Here is a 17,644-nt window from a genome sequence, read left to right as displayed (position 1 = left end):
AAAAGTGGAAATGCTTTTAAAAAACATTTCCACTTTAATATAACATTTTCAGAATTACATTGTTTGTCTCGGCGCCCACTGATCGTATGGAGTCATATCAAAACTGTTGACTTCATCCATACTCAAGCCCAAAGCGTTTGCCACGCCTTGTCCATATTCAGGGTCTGCTTTATAGCAGTTTCTGATGTGACGGATCTGTACAAATTTTTCTGCACCTCCCACATTTGCTGCGGTATTTTTAAACAGTTGATCTGCTTTTCCATCTGCCTTTATAATTCGGAATAAATCGCCAGGTTGGGTGAAATAATCCTCATCATCATCCCGAAAATTATGAGCATATGCGTCGCCCGATAATTCCAAAGGAGGTTCTTTTGCAGAAGGTTGTTCCTGCCATTCGCCGTAACTGTTAGGTTCGTAATGTTTCGTACCGCCGTAATTTCCATCTACGCGCATTTGTCCGTCTCTGTGATAAGCGTGATAGGGACATCTCGGTTTATTTACCGGAATTTGATAATGATTCACGCCTAATCGATACCGTTGAGCATCACCGTAGGAAAATAATCTTCCCTGTAACATTTTGTCGGGAGAGAAACCAATTCCGGGAACAATATTCGTTGGGTTAAAGGCGGCCTGCTCAACATCTGCAAAATAATTCTCAGCATTTTTATTCAGTTCAAATTCTCCCACTTCAATTAAAGGGAAATCTTTTTTAGACCAAACTTTGGTTAAATCAAATGGATGGAAACGATAGGTTTTGGCTTCTTCCTCCGTCATGATTTGTACAAACATGGTCCATTTCGGGAAATTGCCTTTTTCAATATTGTCGAATAAATCACGTTGCGAAGATTCACGATCCATTCCAACTAATTTTGCGGCTTCCTCATCGGTTAAATTGTCAATTCCCTGTTGGGTTCTAAAATGAAATTTTACCCAATGGCGAACATTCTCCTTATTGATAAAACTGTACGTATGACTTCCGAAACCGTGCATGTGTCGGTAGCCATTTGGCAAACCACGATCACTCATTACAATGGTCACTTGGTGCAAAGCTTCTGGCAATAAAGTCCAGAAATCCCAATTGTTTTGGGCGCTTCTCATATTTGTTTTTGGATCCCGTTTTACAGCGTGATTCAAATCAGGGAATTTCATCGGATCACGGAAAAAGAAAACAGGCGTATTATTTCCTACCAAATCCCAGATTCCTTCATCGGTATAAAACTTCAGCGCAAAACCACGAATGTCTCTTTCTGCGTCGGCAGCACCTCTTTCGCCAGCAACGGTAGAAAAACGTGCAAACATTTCTGTTTTCTTACCGATTTCATTAAAAATATTGGCTTTGGTATATTGTGAAATATCATGTGTTACAGTAAAGGTTCCAAAGGCACCAGAGCCTTTGGCGTGCATTCTTCTTTCCGGAATCACTTCTCTGTCGAAGTTCGCCATTTTTTCTAAAAACCAATAATCCTGCATCAGCAGCGGTCCTCTTGGTCCGGCAGTTTGAGTGTTCTGATTGTCTGGAACGGGCGCTCCGGTTTGTCTTGTTAATTTTTTCTTGTCTTCCATGTTAAAATATTTGAAGGATTAAAGTTAGGAATTTTAATCTTAGATAATTATTAATTTTATCTAACTCCGTTATTCATAACAAACGATCGATCTAGTTATTGAGAATTTAATAAACAATTAAGAGAATGCTTGTTAAAATAAAAAAACAGCCAAATACTGACTGTTTCATTTATTGTGATTAAAATTAATCGAGTTCTTTAATCTTCCAAAAACCCAAACTTACCGTTATTGTAATCATCAAAGGCTTGATGGATTTCTTCTCTGGTATTCATTACAAAAGGACCATGCGGAACGATCGGTTCGTTTAAAGGTTCGCCACTTAAAATTAAAACAACGCTGTCTTCGGTTGCTTCAATAGTGAATGTTTCTCCTTCATTATTAAATAATGCAAAATGATCGGTCGGAACTTTTTCGTTTCCATTAATGATAATGTTTCCTTCAATCACCAAGGCTCCGGTGCTGAAGTTTGCTGGGAAGCTAAACTCGGCTTTTCCACCAGTTTTCAATTTGGCATTCATCAAATGAACCGGGCTGAAAGTTGTTGCCGGTCCTTTTTTATCTTGATAACTTCCTGCTATTAATTCAATAAAACCATTTTCACCTAAATCAATTTTTTGCATTTCAGTATTAGAAATTCCCTGATATTTGGGCTTACTCATTTTATCTTTTGCAGGAAGATTTACCCACAACTGAACCATTTGAAAAACTCCGCCTTCTTTTGCCCATTCCGTTTCATGAAATTCTTTGTGTAAAACTCCGGAAGCCGCCGTCATCCATTGCACATCTCCTTGTCCTATAATTCCACCGCCACCGGCGGAATCGTGATGTTCAACTCTTCCCTGGTACGCAATGGTTACTGTTTCAAAGCCACGGTGCGGATGAACGCCAACACCTCTAGGCGTGGAAGTCGGTCCAAAATTAAATTTCGAATTGTAATCCAGCATGATGAACGGATCCATTCGTTTCATAGTCAAATGTGACACGCTCGGAATAAAATTATGCACTCGGAAACCATCTCCTACAAAATGTGCAGGTCTCGGTTGTACTATAATTTCTATTGTTTTAGTTGCCATTTTATCTCTTATTTTAAAAGACAAATGTACAGTAGAATTAAATCAAAAACATTGATATAGGATAAGTTATGCGCCAACTAATTTGTAATTCGGGTCTGCTTTAAAAAGAAATAAACTAAACATGAGATCGCATATTTTCGCCGTCGGTAGCATGAAGTCGTCTAAATACAAATCCAGTAAGAATGGTTAGAAAACCGACGAGGAAAAAGGTATATCGGAAAGCGAGATGAATTTGACCATCAGTTATCGCAGCGTTGTTTTCAAATAATTTTAAAGTAATTAAACCAATCGCAATACCAAATCCAACAGCAAGTTGTTGATTCACTGCTAATAAAGAATTCCCGCTACTCGTATGAGAATCCCGTAAATCTGCAATCGCAATTGTATTCATCGCAGTAAATTGAATTGAGTTGAAAAAGCCTAATATCGCGATTATCGGCACAAACCAATAAATGGAAGTGTTAATTCCTGGAATACCCATAGAGGCAATTAGAAAACCGATGATAAAAGTATTGGTCATTAAGGTTCTACGGTACCCAAATTTTTCCAGAATTTTGATAACAAATGATTTCCCAAACATAGCGGTTAAAGCCATTGGTGCTACAATCCATCCAGAAACTACAGCGGTTTGCCCGTAAGCAATCTGAATCATTAAAGGCAGTAATAGTGGAATAGCACTTATTCCTAATCTGGTGGCGAGGTTTCCTAAAATTCCCACGCGAAAGGTTCTTACCTGAAATAAATTCAAGGGGAAAATAGGGTTTTTTGTTTTTTTGGCGTGAACGTAATAGTAGTAAATCATCAAAAAACCTAAAGTGAAAATCAGTAAAACCGGCGTTATGTTTTTTACGGTTCCAAACAATTCAAGCGAAATAGATAACAGGAGAGAAGCGGAAGCGAAAATTAGAAATCCTTTTAAATCGAAACTCATTTTCTTCGATTGGTAGTCGGGCATGAATTTTAAACTGAGTATGATTCCTAATAAACCAATAGGAATATTAATTAGAAAAATCCAGTGCCAAGACAAATAGTCTACCATATAACCGCCAACTAATGGTCCGAGAACTGGCCCAATTAAAGCGGGAATAATTGCATAATTCATGGCTTGTACCAATTCGTTTTTTTGAAAAGTTTTTATTAAAGCAAGTCGTCCAACAGGAGTCATCAAACTTCCGCCAATTCCCTGTATGACTCGTGAGATAACCAAATGGTTAAGGTTTTGAGAAAGCGCACAAAGCAAAGAGCCCAAACTAAAAACGACTAAAGAAGTAATGAAAACTTTCCGCGTTCCAAATTTATCCGCCAGAAAACCACTTACAGGCATGAACAAAGCCAGCGTCAAAACATAAGAGATAATCGCATTTTGCATATTCAGAGGCGATTCGTGTAAGTCTTTTGCAATCGAAGGTAAAGAAGTATTTAGAATGGTAGAATCCAGCATTTGCATAAAAATGGCAGTCGCCAGAATTAAGGGTAGAAATTTTTTAACAGCTGTATCTTTGGGTTTTGGCATAATACAAATTTAGGGTAATTCACAGCAAAGTCATTGCCATGAATTAGAATCTTTATAAAAAAATAAACGGTGGTTCCAGTGCGAAAATCAGGGTTTTGAGGCAAACTTTTTCAATGCCGTTAAAAATCGAGTAATTGTAAATTGACAATTCAATTTTGGAATTTGTTTTACTTTTCAAGGTCGAAAAATCTTTTTTCGTAAAGCAAGTCTTTAACAACATTCATTTCATATTCTGTTTTTATTTCCGAACAACTTTCACGCATTTGTCTACGAAGACTATTTGCGGTTTCGGGCAGTTTATCGGTTGAGTTTTTCCATGTTTCTTTGTCTGGCCATTGAGCGTAACCAATGAAAAATTGCACTTCAACTTTATGCAGTCTTGAGCCATAACTGCCTGCAAATTGATAAATTAATTTTGTCAGTTCTGTCCAGGCATTAATAAAATCATTTTCTTTTCCTTCAATTATTTTGAAAGAATAAATAACGGTGAATTTGTGATCAACTTTCATATCATATCAATTTCTAAATTTAACTCAGAGGGTTTTCATCAGCATCGTGTAAAATTTAAACGCTTTTTTTTTCTTAAAACAACCATAAAAATACGAAAAGTCGTACTAACAATAATTTATTCGGTGTGTGGTTGCGTCTCTAAAAATTCTCATATATATAACTTCAAATAATTATTCAAAAGTTCATTAATCAAATTCACTCTCATTTTTTTCTTCGTATTCCTTTATAGGAGTAAAATTGAAATATCGAAAATAAGCATCTGAAACTTCCGTGTCATTTATTTTGAAAAAAAATCAGGGTCTTTATTTTAGCCTGTATGAAAACGGGATTCCGCGATGATATTTGTCATGCTTTTAAAACTGTTTTTTCCTGATGGCATATATAGTGCACATCGGCAGGGGTTTGTGGAAAAATTATATTCTAGTTACTTCTAATCTCGAAAGAGGATTTCGCTAAATATATTGCGTATATTAGAAATTAATTTATATATTGCGACACATTAAAAAAAGGTAATAATATGGCGAAAACGAAAGTGCAATACGAATTTCCAATGCACTGTCAGTCAGAGATTTTGTACGAATATATGGCGAGCGCAGAGGGACTTTCTGAGTGGTTTGCGGATGATGTTGTGGAAAAAGGAGATGACTTCTATTTTAGTTGGAGCAATGGCCCCGAAGAAAAAGCGACGCTTATTCGTTACAAACCGGAAGGTTTTGTGCGTTTTCGTTGGGAAGAGGATGAAGGAACCAAAAATTATTTTGAAATGACCATCGTTATCGATGATATTACTGATGATTTGGCTCTTAATATTGTTGATTTTTGTGATGCTGGGGATGAAGAGGAAAATAAACTTTACTGGGAAAATTTAATCGAAAATTTAAAATTGAAGTTAGGCGCATCCTAATTTTTTTAATCTAAATATAAAATGAACGATTTATCGTTCATTTTTTGTTACTAAAATCCTGACTATTTTGAAATTATCATTTGCTTCTGAGCAGTCTCAACTAAACAATCGCGCATTCTTATATGGGGATGTGGTGCAAGTTTCTTTTTTTATCCGCAACTCACAATTGATCATGGCGGAGGAATGTTATTTTTATTTAATGGCTTCAATGCGTAAAATGAGAATGGCAATTCCGCTTTCCTATACGCTGGAGTTTTTTCAGAATTTATTTACAGAAAAGGTTTTGCAGCAGGGTGTTGAAGACGGTATTGTTCATTTTTTTGTCTACCGGAGTGATGACGAAAAAGTACTTTCTAAAAGTGAGATTTCTTTTTATTTCGAAGTTGAATTGATGCAGGATATTCTAGGTATTCAGCGTGATTTTGAAATCGATTTGATTAAAGAGATCAATGTGAACACGAATGTTTTAAGTGGAATTCATGTTCATTCTGCAGAAAATATTTATGCTGAAATCTATGCCAAAGAAAATGATTTGGATGATGTAATTTTCTTGAATCCAAATAAAAGAATCGCGCGAAGTATTTATGGCAATTTATTATTCCTGGAAGAGAATATGATTAACATTCCGAAAACAACAGAAGGTGCGTATATTTCGCCTTTGCTGGAGAATTTCGTAACCTTTGTTCATAAAAATAATTTGGCCAAAATTCAGGAGTCAGAAATGATTGCTTTTGAATCTCAGAAAGCAGAAGAAGTTTTGCTGATGTCTGATTTGAAAGGAATTTTTGCAGTGACTAAAATCCGAAATAAAACTTTTGGAAAAGACCGTTTCGCCGAAATGATTGAAAAATGGAAGGTTAATTTCCTCTAGAATTGACAAACCCAGTCAACCGCCTTTAAAGAAAGCCATTGACCAGGTTTTTAGTTTTTTTAAACTAGTTTAATAACGGGATGCTTTAGTTTAAATTATAAGTGATAATGCTAAAGTTTTGTTAATTTTTTGAAGGTAAATTGGTTGTAAGTAAAGCATGATTAGGAAAATATCCAAACGTTCAGAATTTGTTCAAATATCTAGTGCGACTTCTAAAAACCCCGTGTCTCCAACCTCAATTCATCGAAACATCTTCCGGAGCATTTGCCCATAACAGGTATTCGCCACCTAAATTCTGCATGATGTTTTTCCAGAGTGATTGGTCGTTCGGTGAAGTGTAATCTAAATTATAAACCTCTACTGGCGTCCACATTTTTCGCAGAATTTCACCTTCTAATTGTTGACCAGACCAGCCAGAATAGCCTGAAAATACTTTCACATCATTAATCGAGATTTGATGATCTAAAATAGAAGAAACAACATTTTCAATATCTTCCGTAAGATAATATTCCTCTGTAATCGCAAGATAATCTTTCGTTATTTTTTTTCCTTTACAAATGAAAAAAGTCTTATCATTTTCTACAGGGCCACCTTCATATACAGAAACTTGAAATCCAAAAATCTCGAGCAGTCGTGAACTCATATTTTCATTTTTCTTGTTGAGAATGAGGCCGAAAGCACCTTGCTCATTATGGTCGACTATTAAAACTACCGAACGGGAAAATATGTCTCCCGAAATATCGGGAGTGGAAATTAAAATTTTACCTTTGTAAGAAGTATTCATCAGATTGATAAGGTCAATTAAAAAACCTTAATCAAATGTAATAAAAATTTAATGGAAAACCTGCACGACAAAAGAAAAATATACGATCGCTCCGAACTTCTGGAAAGTCAAATTAAAGAAAATCCGATGGAACAGTTTCGGAATTGGTTTTTGGAAGCTGAGCAAACTCCACAAATTTCTGAGGCCAACGCAATGGCGATTTCAACTTTGGAAAATGATGGCTGCCCAAGAACCAGAATGGTTTTGCTGAAATCTTATACGTGGGAAGGATTTATTTTTTATACCAACTACGACAGTAGAAAAGGGAAAGCGATTGAAAGTAATCATAAAGCGTGTCTTCATTTTTTCTGGCCCAATTTAGAACGCCAGATCATCATTAAAGCAAATTTGGAAAAACTGGGAGAAAATTTAAGTGATGGTTATTTTCATTCCCGCCCAAAGGGCAGTCAGTTAGGAGCAGTAGTTTCACCTCAAAGTCAAGTGATTCCTAATCGGGAATTTTTAGAAGAAAAGTTAAAATCACTTGAAGAAGAATTTGAAAATCAAGAAGTTCCAAGGCCGGAAAATTGGGGTGGTTATTTGGCAAGACCCTATGAAATAGAATTTTGGCAAGGTCGCCCGAATCGTCTTCACGACAGAATTATTTACGAATTGCAAGAAGATTTCGACTGGAAAATTTCTCGTTTAGCACCCTAAAAAAGTCCCGATAATTCGGGACTTTAATTTTTAAGTATAATCGATTGATTATTTTTTCTTACCACCCATTACAGCGTCTGCTAAGTCAGAACCTGCTTTGAATTTCGCTACCGTTTTAGCAGCAATTTTGATTGGTTTTTTAGTAGCTGGGTTGATCCCTTGTCTTGCAGCTCTTTGTGCTACAGAGAAAGTACCGAATCCTACTAAAGAAACTTTACCATCTTTTTGTTTCAAAGTATCAGTAACGTTAGAGATAAAAGATTCAAGAGCTGCTTTTGCTGCAACTTTTGTAATGTTCGCGTCTTTTGCGATAGCGTCGATTAATTCAGACTTGTTCATAATATTAATTAGTTAAGGTTAGTTCTATTGTTAAAGCAAATATAAAACAATTTTCATATTGTGCAAATTTTTTGCTAATATTTAATCAATATTCAATCAAATTCTTGAATACTAAATAAAATTTATAATCGTGATATTTTTGTTTTATCGGTGTTTGCAACTTATAATATCATGCCGAACTCCATCTATATCGCAATTTTCTGAAAATAATTTATTGCTCAATGTAATTGCGAATTATGGAATTTTGTGGTAAATCCAAATTGGTAATTCAATATTTTTAAAAGATATGGATTTTTAAGATGTGTTTATTGTTTAATCACTAATCGTAATTATATTAGAACTGACCAAATAAAAATTAATTTTATTCCTTTAATTAAAATAATTAAATTTGCGCCATGTTAATTGAAATTTTTAAATCTAAGATCCATCGCGTACGCGTTACCGAATCAGATCTTAATTATATAGGAAGCATCACCATTGATGAAGATTTGCTCGAAGCCTCAGGAATTATCGTGGGTGAACGAGTGTACATCGTTAATGTGAATAATGGTGAACGGTTCGATACTTACGCCATAAAAGGTAAAAGAAAATCTGGAGAAATCTGTTTGAACGGTCCGGCAGCACGACGCGTTCAGAAAAATGATATCATCATTATAATGGCTTATGCTCAAATGACGCCGGAAGAAGCAAAAGCTTTCCAGCCGAAAATTATTTTCCCAGATGAGCAGACCAATCTTCTTACCTAATTCTGAAAATCCCTTACTTTGGAACAGAACAAAAAATCAAACCCTCTTAAAACCTTTTTAACGATTGCTATTTCTCTTGGTATTGCTGCACTTTTTATGTGGTTGGCGCTAAAAGGGATGGAGTTTAAAAAAATCGCCGGCTATTTTGCGAAAGCCAATTATCTCTGGGTTTTTATCGCTTCGATTTTTGGAATTCTTGCGTATTGGTTTCGTGCAATCCGTTGGAATCTTTTATTGGAACCGATGGGGTATCAAATCTCCAACTCTAATTCTTTCTGGACCATTTCTTTTGGTTATTTAATGAATTTAACCATTCCCCGAAGTGGTGAATTGGCTAGGGCAACCGCTTTATTTGGCGTAGAAAAAGTTCCGGTTGAAAAATCTTTTGGAACAATTATTTTAGAAAGAGTAATAGATTTAATATGCATGGTTGGTTTTTTAGGTTTAACCTTAATATTTAAATACAAAGCATTCCTTGCGTTCTATTCTTATATCACCGAAGAAAAAGGAAAAACAGCAACGACAACATCCAATTCAACAATCTATATTTTTGGTGGGATTTTGATCTTAGTAGCAATTTTATTTTTCATATTTAGAAAAAAACTGGAGCAGTTTTCTATTTATCAAAAGGTCCTGAATTTCGCAAAAGGAATTGTTGACGGTTTGACTTCAATTTTTAAAATGAAGCAGAAAGTGAAGTTTATCGCTTATTCTCTGGCAATCTGGATTTGCTATTATTTAGCAGCGTATTTAGTTTGTTTTTCACTACCGGAAACGTCTCAGTTTACTTTTGCTGATGGTTTCTTTATCATCGTCGTAGGAACGTTAGGAATGATGATTCCGGCTTCTGGTGGAATCGGTGCTTTCCATCTGGCTTTAAAGTTTGGTATTATGGCCTTGTTTCTTTCAATGGGTAAAAATCCCGAAGAAGGTGGCGAAGTTGGATTGTCGTACGCTTTTATCTCGCATACTATGCAATTGGTGATCATGTTGGTGATGGGCGCAATTTCAATTCCTGTTTTGACGAAAGCCAGAAATAAAGCAGTTAAGAATCAGAAAAATTAAACTAGAAATACAATATAAAAAAAGGGTTTACTTGAATTAGTAAACCCTTTTTTTTATGGTTAATTAGATTAATCTTTAACGAAATATACTTCTGACTCATCTATAATTGGAATATAAATGCGATGCCAGTTTTCATGTCCTTCAATCATTTCCCACGTATGACCTTCACCATTGATGTCTTCGGCTAGAAGAACGATTCCTGGTTCTACAATAAAAGATAAACCGTCGCTTGTTGTGAATTTTAATTTCCCACTCAATGTGATAACGAATTGTTTTCTTGGTGCGATATGAGTTCCTATTTGCCAAGAATCAATTTTAATGGCAAACCAAAATTCAGTTGATTTAATTTTTAAGTCAGTTTGAATCTTATCCAAAGGCTCTTTTCAATAAACTCTCTACTTTCGGTTCGCTTCCTCTAAAATTTTTGAACAGTTCCATCGGATCTTTCGTTCCGCCAGAAGAAAGTAAGATTTTATATTTTGCTGCGATTTCTGGATTAAAAATTCCATTTTCTTTAAAATATTGGAATGCATCCGCATCTAAAACTTCTGCCCATTTATAAGAATAATATCCCGCCGAATATCCACCCTGGAAAATGTGTGAAAAACTTGTACTCATAACGGTTTCAGGATTGCTTGGATAAAGATTGGTTGCTTTGGTTTCTTCTACTTCAAAGGTTTTAATATCACCCACTTTTTCAGGATTACTGTGATATTCCATATCCAAAAGTCCGAATCCAATTTGTCTTAAAGTTTGGTAACCTTCCATAAAGTTTTTGGAATCTGATATTTTCTGAATTTTCTCATTCGGTAAAACTTCGCCGGTTTGATAATGTTTTGCAAATGTTTTTAAGAATTCAGGTTCGTAACAATAATTTTCTAAAAACTGAGATGGAAGTTCTACAAAATCCCATTTCACAGAAGTTCCCGAAAGATTCGGATAAGTAGTATTTGCCAAAACCCCATGTAAAGCGTGACCGAATTCATGGAAAAGCGTTGTCACTTCCTGAAAAGTCAATAAACTTGGTGTGTCAGAAGTCGGTTTTGAAAAGTTACAAACCACCGAAATATGCGGACGGTTATTTTCCTTATTTTTAATGGATTGACTTTTAAAACTCGTCATCCAGGCGCCGGCTCTTTTTCCTTTTCTTGGGAAATAATCGGCGTAGAGTAGGGCTTTGAATTTTCCGTCTTCGAAGATCTCGTAAGTTTTTACTTCCTCGTGGTATTTTTGAATTTCTGTTGTTTCTTTAAATTCTAAGCCGAAAAGTGTTTTTGCCAAACCAAAAACAGCCTCCTGAACTTTCTCCAGTTGGAAGTAAGGTTTCAGTTCTTCATCATCAATATCGAATTTTTGTTTGCGTAATTTTTCAGCGTAGAAAGCATGATCGTAACTTTCCATTTCTTCGATGCCGTCGGCTTTTGCCAGTTTTTTTAATTCCTCGATTTCCTTTTCTGCGTAAGGTTTTGCTTTCTCCAAAAGTTCGTTCAAAAATGATTTAACCTGTACCGGAGATTTCGCCATTCTTTCTTCCAGAACGTAATCTGCATAATTTTCGTACCCTAATAATTTTGCTTTTTCCTGTTTTAAGGAAATGATTTCTTTAATTAAATTTTGATTATCGAATTCATTATTTTGAAATGATTTTTTACCATTTGCCAACGCCAATTCTTTTCGTAATTCACGGTTTTCAGCATAAGACATTAAAGGTAGAAAACTTGGATATTGCAAAGTCACCACAAAACCATCCAGATTTCTTTCTTTCGCTTCTTCGCGATATTGTTCCAAAATTGCTTCCGGAATTCCTACCAATTCTTTTTCGTTCGTAATATGTTTGAAATAGTTATTCGTTTCCGCTAAAACATTTTGTCCGAATTGAAGTGATTTTTTTGATAATTCAATACTGATATTTTTAAATTTTTCTTTGTCCGCATCGTTTAACAAAACTCCACTTCTTACAAAACCTTTATACGTTTCATTCAAAAGCATTTGCTGTTCTTCGTTCAGATTGTATTTTTCTTTTTCATCAAAGACTTTTTTTATCTTTTCAAAAAGGGGTAAGTTTTGAGAAATCTTTGCAGAAAACTCAGTTAAAAGTGGCGAAACTTCCTGAGCAATTTTCTGAATTTCGTCATTGGTTTCAGCAGAATTTAAATTAAAGAAAATACCGGAAACAACTTCTAATTTTTCCCCTGAAAAAGCCAAGGCTTCAATCACGCTTTCGAAACTTGGTTCTTCTTTATTGTTAACGATTTCGTCAATTTCTTTTTCTGAAATTTTAATCAATTCCTGAAATGCAGGAAGAAAATGTTCTTCTTTAATATCGTTAAAAGGAGCGGATTGATATTTTGTTGTAAATGTTTGTAATAATGGATTTTGCATTTTTAATTGAAGTATAATTAAATTTTATCTATTTAAGATCGAACAGCAAATTTACTGAAAATTAAATTTTATATTTGATGAAATAAAACTCTAAAAAACCATGAAAAAATTCTTAAAAATTCTCTTGGCGATTGTTGCCATTCTTATCATCGTGATGTTTTTAATGGGAAAAGCATATCATTTTGAAAAATCAATTGTCATTAATGCTCCTGTAGAAAAAGTGTATGCACAGATTAACTCCACAAAAGCAATTAATCAATGGAATCCATGGATGAAACTGGATCCGAATTTGAAAGTAACTTATTCCGGAAATCCTGGCCAAATTGGCGATAAATATTGCTGGGAAGGAAATGATGAGGTCGGAAGTGGTTGCCAGGAGATTACGGCATTAGTTCCGAATCAAAAACAATCTACAAAGATGATTTTCTATAAACCTTTTGAAAGCGATGCTACTTCTAATATTATCCTTACGCCGGAAGGAAATTCGACTAAAGTAACGTGGGATATGGATTGTGAATTGGATTATCCGATGAACTTAATGAAATTATTTATGGACGGGCAAATGGATAAATCTTATGGCGACGGATTGAACGCTTTGAAAGCGATATCTGAAAAATAAATTTTGAAATATAAGATGAAGTCGGTTTTTTAAGCCGACTTTTTTGTGAAATGATAAAAGGTATTCAGTTACTTTTTGTAATTAGTGACAGACTGTTAAAATTGTTATAATGTTTGAATCCATCAGAAATAATTACCTTAAATTTGTATTTCGTTTTTTAAATTTAAAAATATTTTAAGAACGACTTTAAATAAAATTCAGAAAAATCAGTAAATGAAAAAATTCACAGCCATCGCGCTTCTTGCTATAACATTAGTTGCCTGTAAAAAAGAAACTCAAACCGTAACCAAAGTAGATCCGGAAACCGGAAAAACAATCACCGTAGAAGTTCCTGTAGAAAACACGGCAGATTCTACAAAAATTGAGAAGACGCAAGCAGCAGTGCCTGCTATTCATGATTCGCTTGGAATTTACAAACAGACTTTCAAATTAGTAAAAGGCCAAACTTATCCTTTAGTTACTTATCAGAAAGATGTACAAACAATGACGGCGCCGGACGGGAAATCCCAAAGCGGAACCAGTGAAATGACCGATGAAATGTCTTTTACCGTGAATGATTTCAACAATGGAACTTATGATATTACTATTAATTTAACCGGAAAAAGAAATTCACAATCTGCCAACGGGAAAACAGTTTCCGTTGATACCAAACAAGCAGAGCCGAAAGACGAGCAGTTGAAAATGATGTGGAAAGTGAACAAGGCGTTGGTGGGTAATAAACTGAATTTAAAAATGACCGAAAGCGGAAAAGTTCTTTCTATTACGGGCTTTGATGCGGTTTATAATAAAATTTCAGCATCTGTCGGATCAACAATTAAAGACGCTAAAGACAAAACTGCTTTTATCAATAGTTTCAAACAAAGTTTTAACGAGAAAATGTTGAAAGACCAGTTCACGAAAAACTTGGTTTTGATTCCTGCAAAAGGAGTTAAGATTGGCGACAAATGGTCCGAAAGCGAAAATGCAACTCCAGACGGAAAAATCAAATTAACCACGACTTATACTTTGAAAAGTGTTGGTGATGGAATCGCAGAGATTTCTGTAGCGGGAGGAATTCCTAAAAAATCGGATAAACAAACGCAAGAAGGCGTGACCAGATCAATGAGTTCTGAATTGGCACAAAATGGTACAATCACTTTAGATGAGAAAACAGGTTGGGTGAAAAATCAAAATATTTCTGTAAAAACGACGCAAACAGAAACGCTTTCAGATGGTAAACAATCGCAAACGATGAAATCTGTTTCTAATTCAACTGTAATTGTAAATCCTGCAAAATAAGATTGTAGTAACTATCAAAGACAAACATGATCTATTATCAAAAATAAGAAATGAAATATATATTAGAATTAATTCTAACCACAGTAATCATTTTTTTTGTTTGGAATTTTTTAAAAAGAATGTTTTTTACTAAAATTTTTAAATTTCCACAGCCGAGAAATGATGAGAATGTAACGCAGCAGAAATCCAAAAATAATCTGGACTCCAAAATCCATTGGGATGCTGAAACGGTAGATTACGAAGAGGTTAAAGAACCTAAAGAAAAATAAAGATTTGAAAATCCTTTGACAATGTCAAAGGGTTTTTCTCAATAATAAACCTAAAGATGTTAAAAAACAAAAACTTAATTTTCATTATCGGAAGCCTGGTGGTTTTCATTTTGTTGGCGGTCATTTATGCCAATCCTGTGTTAACCGGAAAGCAACTTTTTCAGCACGATATTGTGCAGTATAAAGGCGGTGCCAAAGAACTTTTGGATTATCGTGCCGAACATGGCAAAGAAACTTATTGGAGCGATTCTATGTTTGGCGGAATGCCGACTTATCAAATGGGAGCGCAGTTTCGCGGTGATGTTATTAAAAAGATTGATGATTTGCTGAACTTTTTACCAAAGCCGGCTAATTATATTTTCCTTCTTTTTTCAGGATTTTTTCTTTTAGGTTTAGTGGTAGTTAGAAATTGGAAATACGCACTTTTGGGCGCTACCTTTTTCGGACTTTCTACTTATTTTTATATCGCACTTGCTGCAGGACATAATGGTAAAATTCATACGGTTGCTTATTTCGCGCCACTTTTAGCCGGAATACTTTTGGTTTATATCCGCAAAAAATATGTCGTTGGATTTATTGTGACGGCACTTTTTATGGGATTGCAAATTGCGGCAAATCACCCGCAAATGACGTATTATTTATTCATTGCGTTGGCATTTTTATTCTTATCAGAATTGATTCGTGCTTTCCAAGGGAAGACCGATTGGAAACATTTCGGTATTTCAACCGGAGTTTTAGCCTTAGCATTTGTATTAGGAGTTGGAATGAATTCTCAGCGGATTATGGCGAACTCAGAATATATCACTGAAACCGTTCGTGGCAAACAAATCTTAGACAACGAAAAACATTCTGCCGACAAATCCGGGATGGATAAAGAAAGCATGTTGATGTGGAGTTACGGGAAATTAGAAACTTTGAATTTATTTATTCCGCGATTAATGGGTGGCGCAAGTAATGAAGAAGGTTCTGATAAAATGATGGCGAAAGTTCAGCAATTAGTTCAGGAAAATGTAGGATCGCAACAGGAAATGGACAGAATCTCGAAAGGATTTGGAAATTTGACTTATTGGGGCGAACAACCAGGAACTTCCGGACCGGCTTATCAAGGTGCTGTCGTTTGTTTTCTGGCAGTTTTAGGTTTTTTCTTTGCCTGGAAAAAATACAGATATTGGATTTTAGGAGCATCAATTTTAACCATTCTTTTGGCGTGGGGAAGTAACTTCATGATTGTCTCCGATTTCTTCATAGACTTCGTTCCTTTCTATAATAAATTTAGAGCGCCGAGTTCAATTTTAGTCGTTGTAGAATTACTATTTCCTTTGATTGCCATTGTTGGTTTATACCGATTTTTTAATTCAAATGAAAAGACAGAAACCTCTACGGATAATATATTAACAGAAGATTATAAGAAGAAAACTTTGATTTATGTAAGTTCTGTAGTTTTAGGAATTACGGTTCTATTATTGATTTTCGGAAAGTCTATTTTAGGTTTTTATACGCCTTCAGAAAAAACTTATCTTCCGCCATTTTTATTGGAGTTTTTGGTTGATGAAAGATATAAAATGTTTAGTATCGATGCATTCAAAGCGATTCTCTTCGTAGGAATTACGGCAGGAGTTTTATTTTTAAGTTTAAAAAATAAAGTCACTCAAAATATAGCGATCATCATTATTGGATTAGTGAGTTTCTTTGATTTGTGGAGCGTGAATAAAAGGTATTTAAACAACGATAATTTCATTGATAAATCATTTACAGAAAATCCTTTTCAGACAGAAAATTCAGATTTGTTAATGCAGAAAGTCGGTGATAACGCCAATTTAAAATCCCTTTTGGATAATACCAACATGAACAAAACGTTGGAAACAATTGCCGAGAAAGATAAAGGTCATTACCGAATTTACAATCAAGTTTTAGGAGCGTTTGGCGAAACCAATACTTCTTATTTTAAATCGTCCGTTGGTGGTTATCATGCAGTGAAACTAAGAAGATACGATGATTTAATCAATGAATATTTTGGTAAAATGGATACGGTAAAAGTTCCACGAATCCTGAATATGTTGAACACCAAGTATATGATTTTTGGATCTCCTGAACAACCTCAAGGAGTTACCAATGCTGACGCAAATGGAAATGCCTGGTTTGTGTCTGAAGTAAAATTTGCGAATACTCCAAATGAAGAATTGGATCAGATTGGAATCATTGATAATAAGAAGGTCGCAGTAATTGCAAAAGAAGATCAAAAATATTTTGATGGAAAACCTTTGCAAAAAGATTCTACCGCCTTTTTAGATTTGAAAAAATACGAAGCCAACGAACTTGAATTTACGTCTCAATCGAAAACGCCTCAGTTAGCCGTTTTCGCTGAAATCTATTATCCAAAAGGGTGGAAGATGTTTGTTGATGACCAGGAAGTTCCTTATATCAAAGCAGATTACTTGTTGAGAGCGGTTTATGTTCCGGCTGGAAAACATTCGATTAAAATGATTTTTGCACCAGCAGTTATCGAGAAAGGGAAAATTATTTCGATGATTGCATTTGGATTATTTTTATTGTTGAGTGGATTGGGTATTTATTTTTTATATCGCCAAAGACAGGAAAAGAAGTTGGTAAAGAAGTGATTATTCGTTGTGAACTTAATGTTTCTGTCATTCTGAACGGAGCAAAGCGAAGTGAAGAATCTAAGTAATAACTATCAATGAAAACTTTAGGAACACATAACTACTTTATTTATATTTTAACAAATAAGGAAAAGACGGTTTTATATACTGGAGTTACAAACAACCTTGCAGAAAAGGTTGTATTGGCATCGGAATCCTGAAGCAATTTCGAAACATTTCACGACGAAGTATAAATGTTTTTATCTTATATACTTCGAGCAATTTCAAGATGTTGAGACGGCAATAAGCCGAGAAAAGCAAATAAAAGGATGGACGAGAAAGAAGAAGGAAGATCTAATTAATATAGTTAATCCCACTTGGAGATTCTTAAATGATGAAATTTGAGATTCTTCACTTCGCTTTGCTGCGTTCAGA

19 protein-coding genes are annotated in these 17,644 nt (G+C 34.9%); 11 read left to right on the top strand and 8 right to left on the bottom strand.

The window, feature by feature from the left end:
- Nucleotides 1-54 precede the first annotated feature (54 nt).
- The 4 genes from PUH65_RS06345 to PUH65_RS06330 form a co-directional block, all read right to left on the bottom strand.
- Entirely contained in the window at nucleotides 55-1,563 is a 1,509-nt protein-coding gene (locus tag PUH65_RS06345) for a catalase (protein ID WP_305519008.1), read from the bottom strand.
- Between the two features lie 197 nt (nucleotides 1,564-1,760).
- On the bottom strand, nucleotides 1,761-2,636 hold the full coding sequence (locus PUH65_RS06340; protein ID WP_305519007.1) for a pirin family protein: 876 nt from the start codon (nucleotides 2,634-2,636) through the stop codon (nucleotides 1,761-1,763).
- Nucleotides 2,637-2,751: 115 nt separating this feature from the next.
- Nucleotides 2,752-4,149: an MFS transporter gene (locus PUH65_RS06335; RefSeq protein ID WP_305519006.1), complete on the bottom strand. Its 1,398-nt coding sequence runs from the start codon at nucleotides 4,147-4,149 to the stop codon at nucleotides 2,752-2,754.
- A gap of 167 nt (nucleotides 4,150-4,316) precedes the next feature.
- The gene (locus tag PUH65_RS06330) at nucleotides 4,317-4,658 is read right to left on the bottom strand and encodes a hypothetical protein (RefSeq protein ID WP_305519005.1); all 342 of its coding nucleotides are present in this window, start codon (nucleotides 4,656-4,658) and stop codon (nucleotides 4,317-4,319) included.
- Nucleotides 4,659-5,176: 518 nt separating this feature from the next.
- Here PUH65_RS06330 and PUH65_RS06325 point away from each other — a divergent pair.
- Together PUH65_RS06325 and PUH65_RS06320 are read left to right on the top strand one after the other, a co-directional pair.
- Complete coding sequence (locus PUH65_RS06325; RefSeq protein ID WP_305519003.1) at nucleotides 5,177-5,563, top strand: START-like domain-containing protein; 387 nt, start codon at nucleotides 5,177-5,179, stop codon at nucleotides 5,561-5,563.
- A gap of 67 nt (nucleotides 5,564-5,630) precedes the next feature.
- On the top strand, nucleotides 5,631-6,434 hold the full coding sequence (locus PUH65_RS06320) for an aminotransferase class IV (RefSeq protein WP_305519002.1): 804 nt from the start codon (nucleotides 5,631-5,633) through the stop codon (nucleotides 6,432-6,434).
- A gap of 235 nt (nucleotides 6,435-6,669) precedes the next feature.
- Here the strand turns inward: PUH65_RS06320 and PUH65_RS06315 are convergent, their stop codons facing one another.
- A complete protein-coding gene (locus tag PUH65_RS06315; RefSeq protein WP_305519001.1) occupies nucleotides 6,670-7,218 on the bottom strand; it encodes a YqgE/AlgH family protein in 549 nt (182 codons plus the stop codon).
- 51 nt (nucleotides 7,219-7,269) lie between these two features.
- Here PUH65_RS06315 and pdxH point away from each other — a divergent pair, with 51 nt between their 5' ends.
- On the top strand, nucleotides 7,270-7,914 hold the full coding sequence (pdxH, locus tag PUH65_RS06310; protein ID WP_305519000.1) for a pyridoxamine 5'-phosphate oxidase: 645 nt from the start codon (nucleotides 7,270-7,272) through the stop codon (nucleotides 7,912-7,914).
- 48 nt (nucleotides 7,915-7,962) lie between these two features.
- Here pdxH and PUH65_RS06305 read toward each other — a convergent pair whose 3' ends face one another.
- Complete coding sequence (locus PUH65_RS06305) at nucleotides 7,963-8,253, bottom strand: HU family DNA-binding protein (protein ID WP_305518999.1); 291 nt, start codon at nucleotides 8,251-8,253, stop codon at nucleotides 7,963-7,965.
- Nucleotides 8,254-8,648: 395 nt separating this feature from the next.
- Between PUH65_RS06305 and panD the strand changes: the two genes are divergently transcribed.
- Together panD and PUH65_RS06295 are read left to right on the top strand one after the other, a co-directional pair.
- Nucleotides 8,649-8,999 carry an aspartate 1-decarboxylase gene (gene panD, locus PUH65_RS06300; protein WP_305518998.1) on the top strand — a complete coding sequence of 117 codons (351 nt, stop codon included), beginning with the start codon at nucleotides 8,649-8,651 and terminating at the stop codon, nucleotides 8,997-8,999.
- Nucleotides 9,000-9,017: 18 nt separating this feature from the next.
- Complete coding sequence (locus PUH65_RS06295) at nucleotides 9,018-10,064, top strand: lysylphosphatidylglycerol synthase transmembrane domain-containing protein (RefSeq protein ID WP_305518997.1); 1,047 nt, start codon at nucleotides 9,018-9,020, stop codon at nucleotides 10,062-10,064.
- Between the two features lie 68 nt (nucleotides 10,065-10,132).
- Here PUH65_RS06295 and PUH65_RS06290 read toward each other — a convergent pair whose 3' ends face one another.
- Nucleotides 10,133-10,438, bottom strand: coding sequence for a hypothetical protein (locus PUH65_RS06290; protein WP_305518995.1), 306 nt, complete (start codon nucleotides 10,436-10,438; stop codon nucleotides 10,133-10,135).
- Complete coding sequence (locus PUH65_RS06285; protein WP_305518993.1) at nucleotides 10,431-12,446, bottom strand: M3 family metallopeptidase; 2,016 nt, start codon at nucleotides 12,444-12,446, stop codon at nucleotides 10,431-10,433. The genes PUH65_RS06290 and PUH65_RS06285 overlap by 8 nt, the downstream gene beginning before the upstream one ends.
- Nucleotides 12,447-12,546: 100 nt before the next feature.
- Here PUH65_RS06285 and PUH65_RS06280 point away from each other — a divergent pair, with 100 nt between their 5' ends.
- The 6 genes from PUH65_RS06280 (at nucleotide 12,547) to PUH65_RS06260 (ending at nucleotide 17,614) form a co-directional block, all read left to right on the top strand.
- Complete coding sequence (locus tag PUH65_RS06280; protein ID WP_305518988.1) at nucleotides 12,547-13,065, top strand: SRPBCC family protein; 519 nt, start codon at nucleotides 12,547-12,549, stop codon at nucleotides 13,063-13,065.
- Between the two features lie 213 nt (nucleotides 13,066-13,278).
- The gene (locus tag PUH65_RS06275; RefSeq protein WP_305518986.1) at nucleotides 13,279-14,343 is read left to right on the top strand and encodes a DUF6263 family protein; all 1,065 of its coding nucleotides are present in this window, start codon (nucleotides 13,279-13,281) and stop codon (nucleotides 14,341-14,343) included.
- Nucleotides 14,344-14,393: 50 nt separating this feature from the next.
- Complete coding sequence (locus PUH65_RS06270) at nucleotides 14,394-14,612, top strand: hypothetical protein (protein WP_305518985.1); 219 nt, start codon at nucleotides 14,394-14,396, stop codon at nucleotides 14,610-14,612.
- Nucleotides 14,613-14,668: 56 nt separating this feature from the next.
- A complete protein-coding gene (locus tag PUH65_RS06265; RefSeq protein ID WP_305518984.1) occupies nucleotides 14,669-17,230 on the top strand; it encodes a YfhO family protein in 2,562 nt (853 codons plus the stop codon).
- 77 nt (nucleotides 17,231-17,307) lie between these two features.
- Complete coding sequence (locus PUH65_RS14900) at nucleotides 17,308-17,430, top strand: GIY-YIG nuclease family protein (protein ID WP_370692022.1); 123 nt, start codon at nucleotides 17,308-17,310, stop codon at nucleotides 17,428-17,430.
- Nucleotides 17,396-17,614 (top strand): GIY-YIG nuclease family protein, encoded by a 219-nt coding sequence (locus PUH65_RS06260; protein ID WP_370692021.1) that lies wholly within the window; start codon nucleotides 17,396-17,398, stop codon nucleotides 17,612-17,614. Before PUH65_RS14900 ends, PUH65_RS06260 begins: the two co-directional genes overlap by 35 nt.
- The last annotated feature ends 30 nt before the right edge of the window (nucleotides 17,615-17,644 follow it).

Source organism: Kaistella sp. SH40-3 (genome assembly GCF_030686865.1).
In the GTDB taxonomy this organism is placed as follows: Bacteria; Bacteroidota; Bacteroidia; order Flavobacteriales; family Weeksellaceae; genus Kaistella.
Note: the sequence above shows the minus strand (reverse complement) of the source record. Positions and strands in the feature narration are given on the sequence as shown.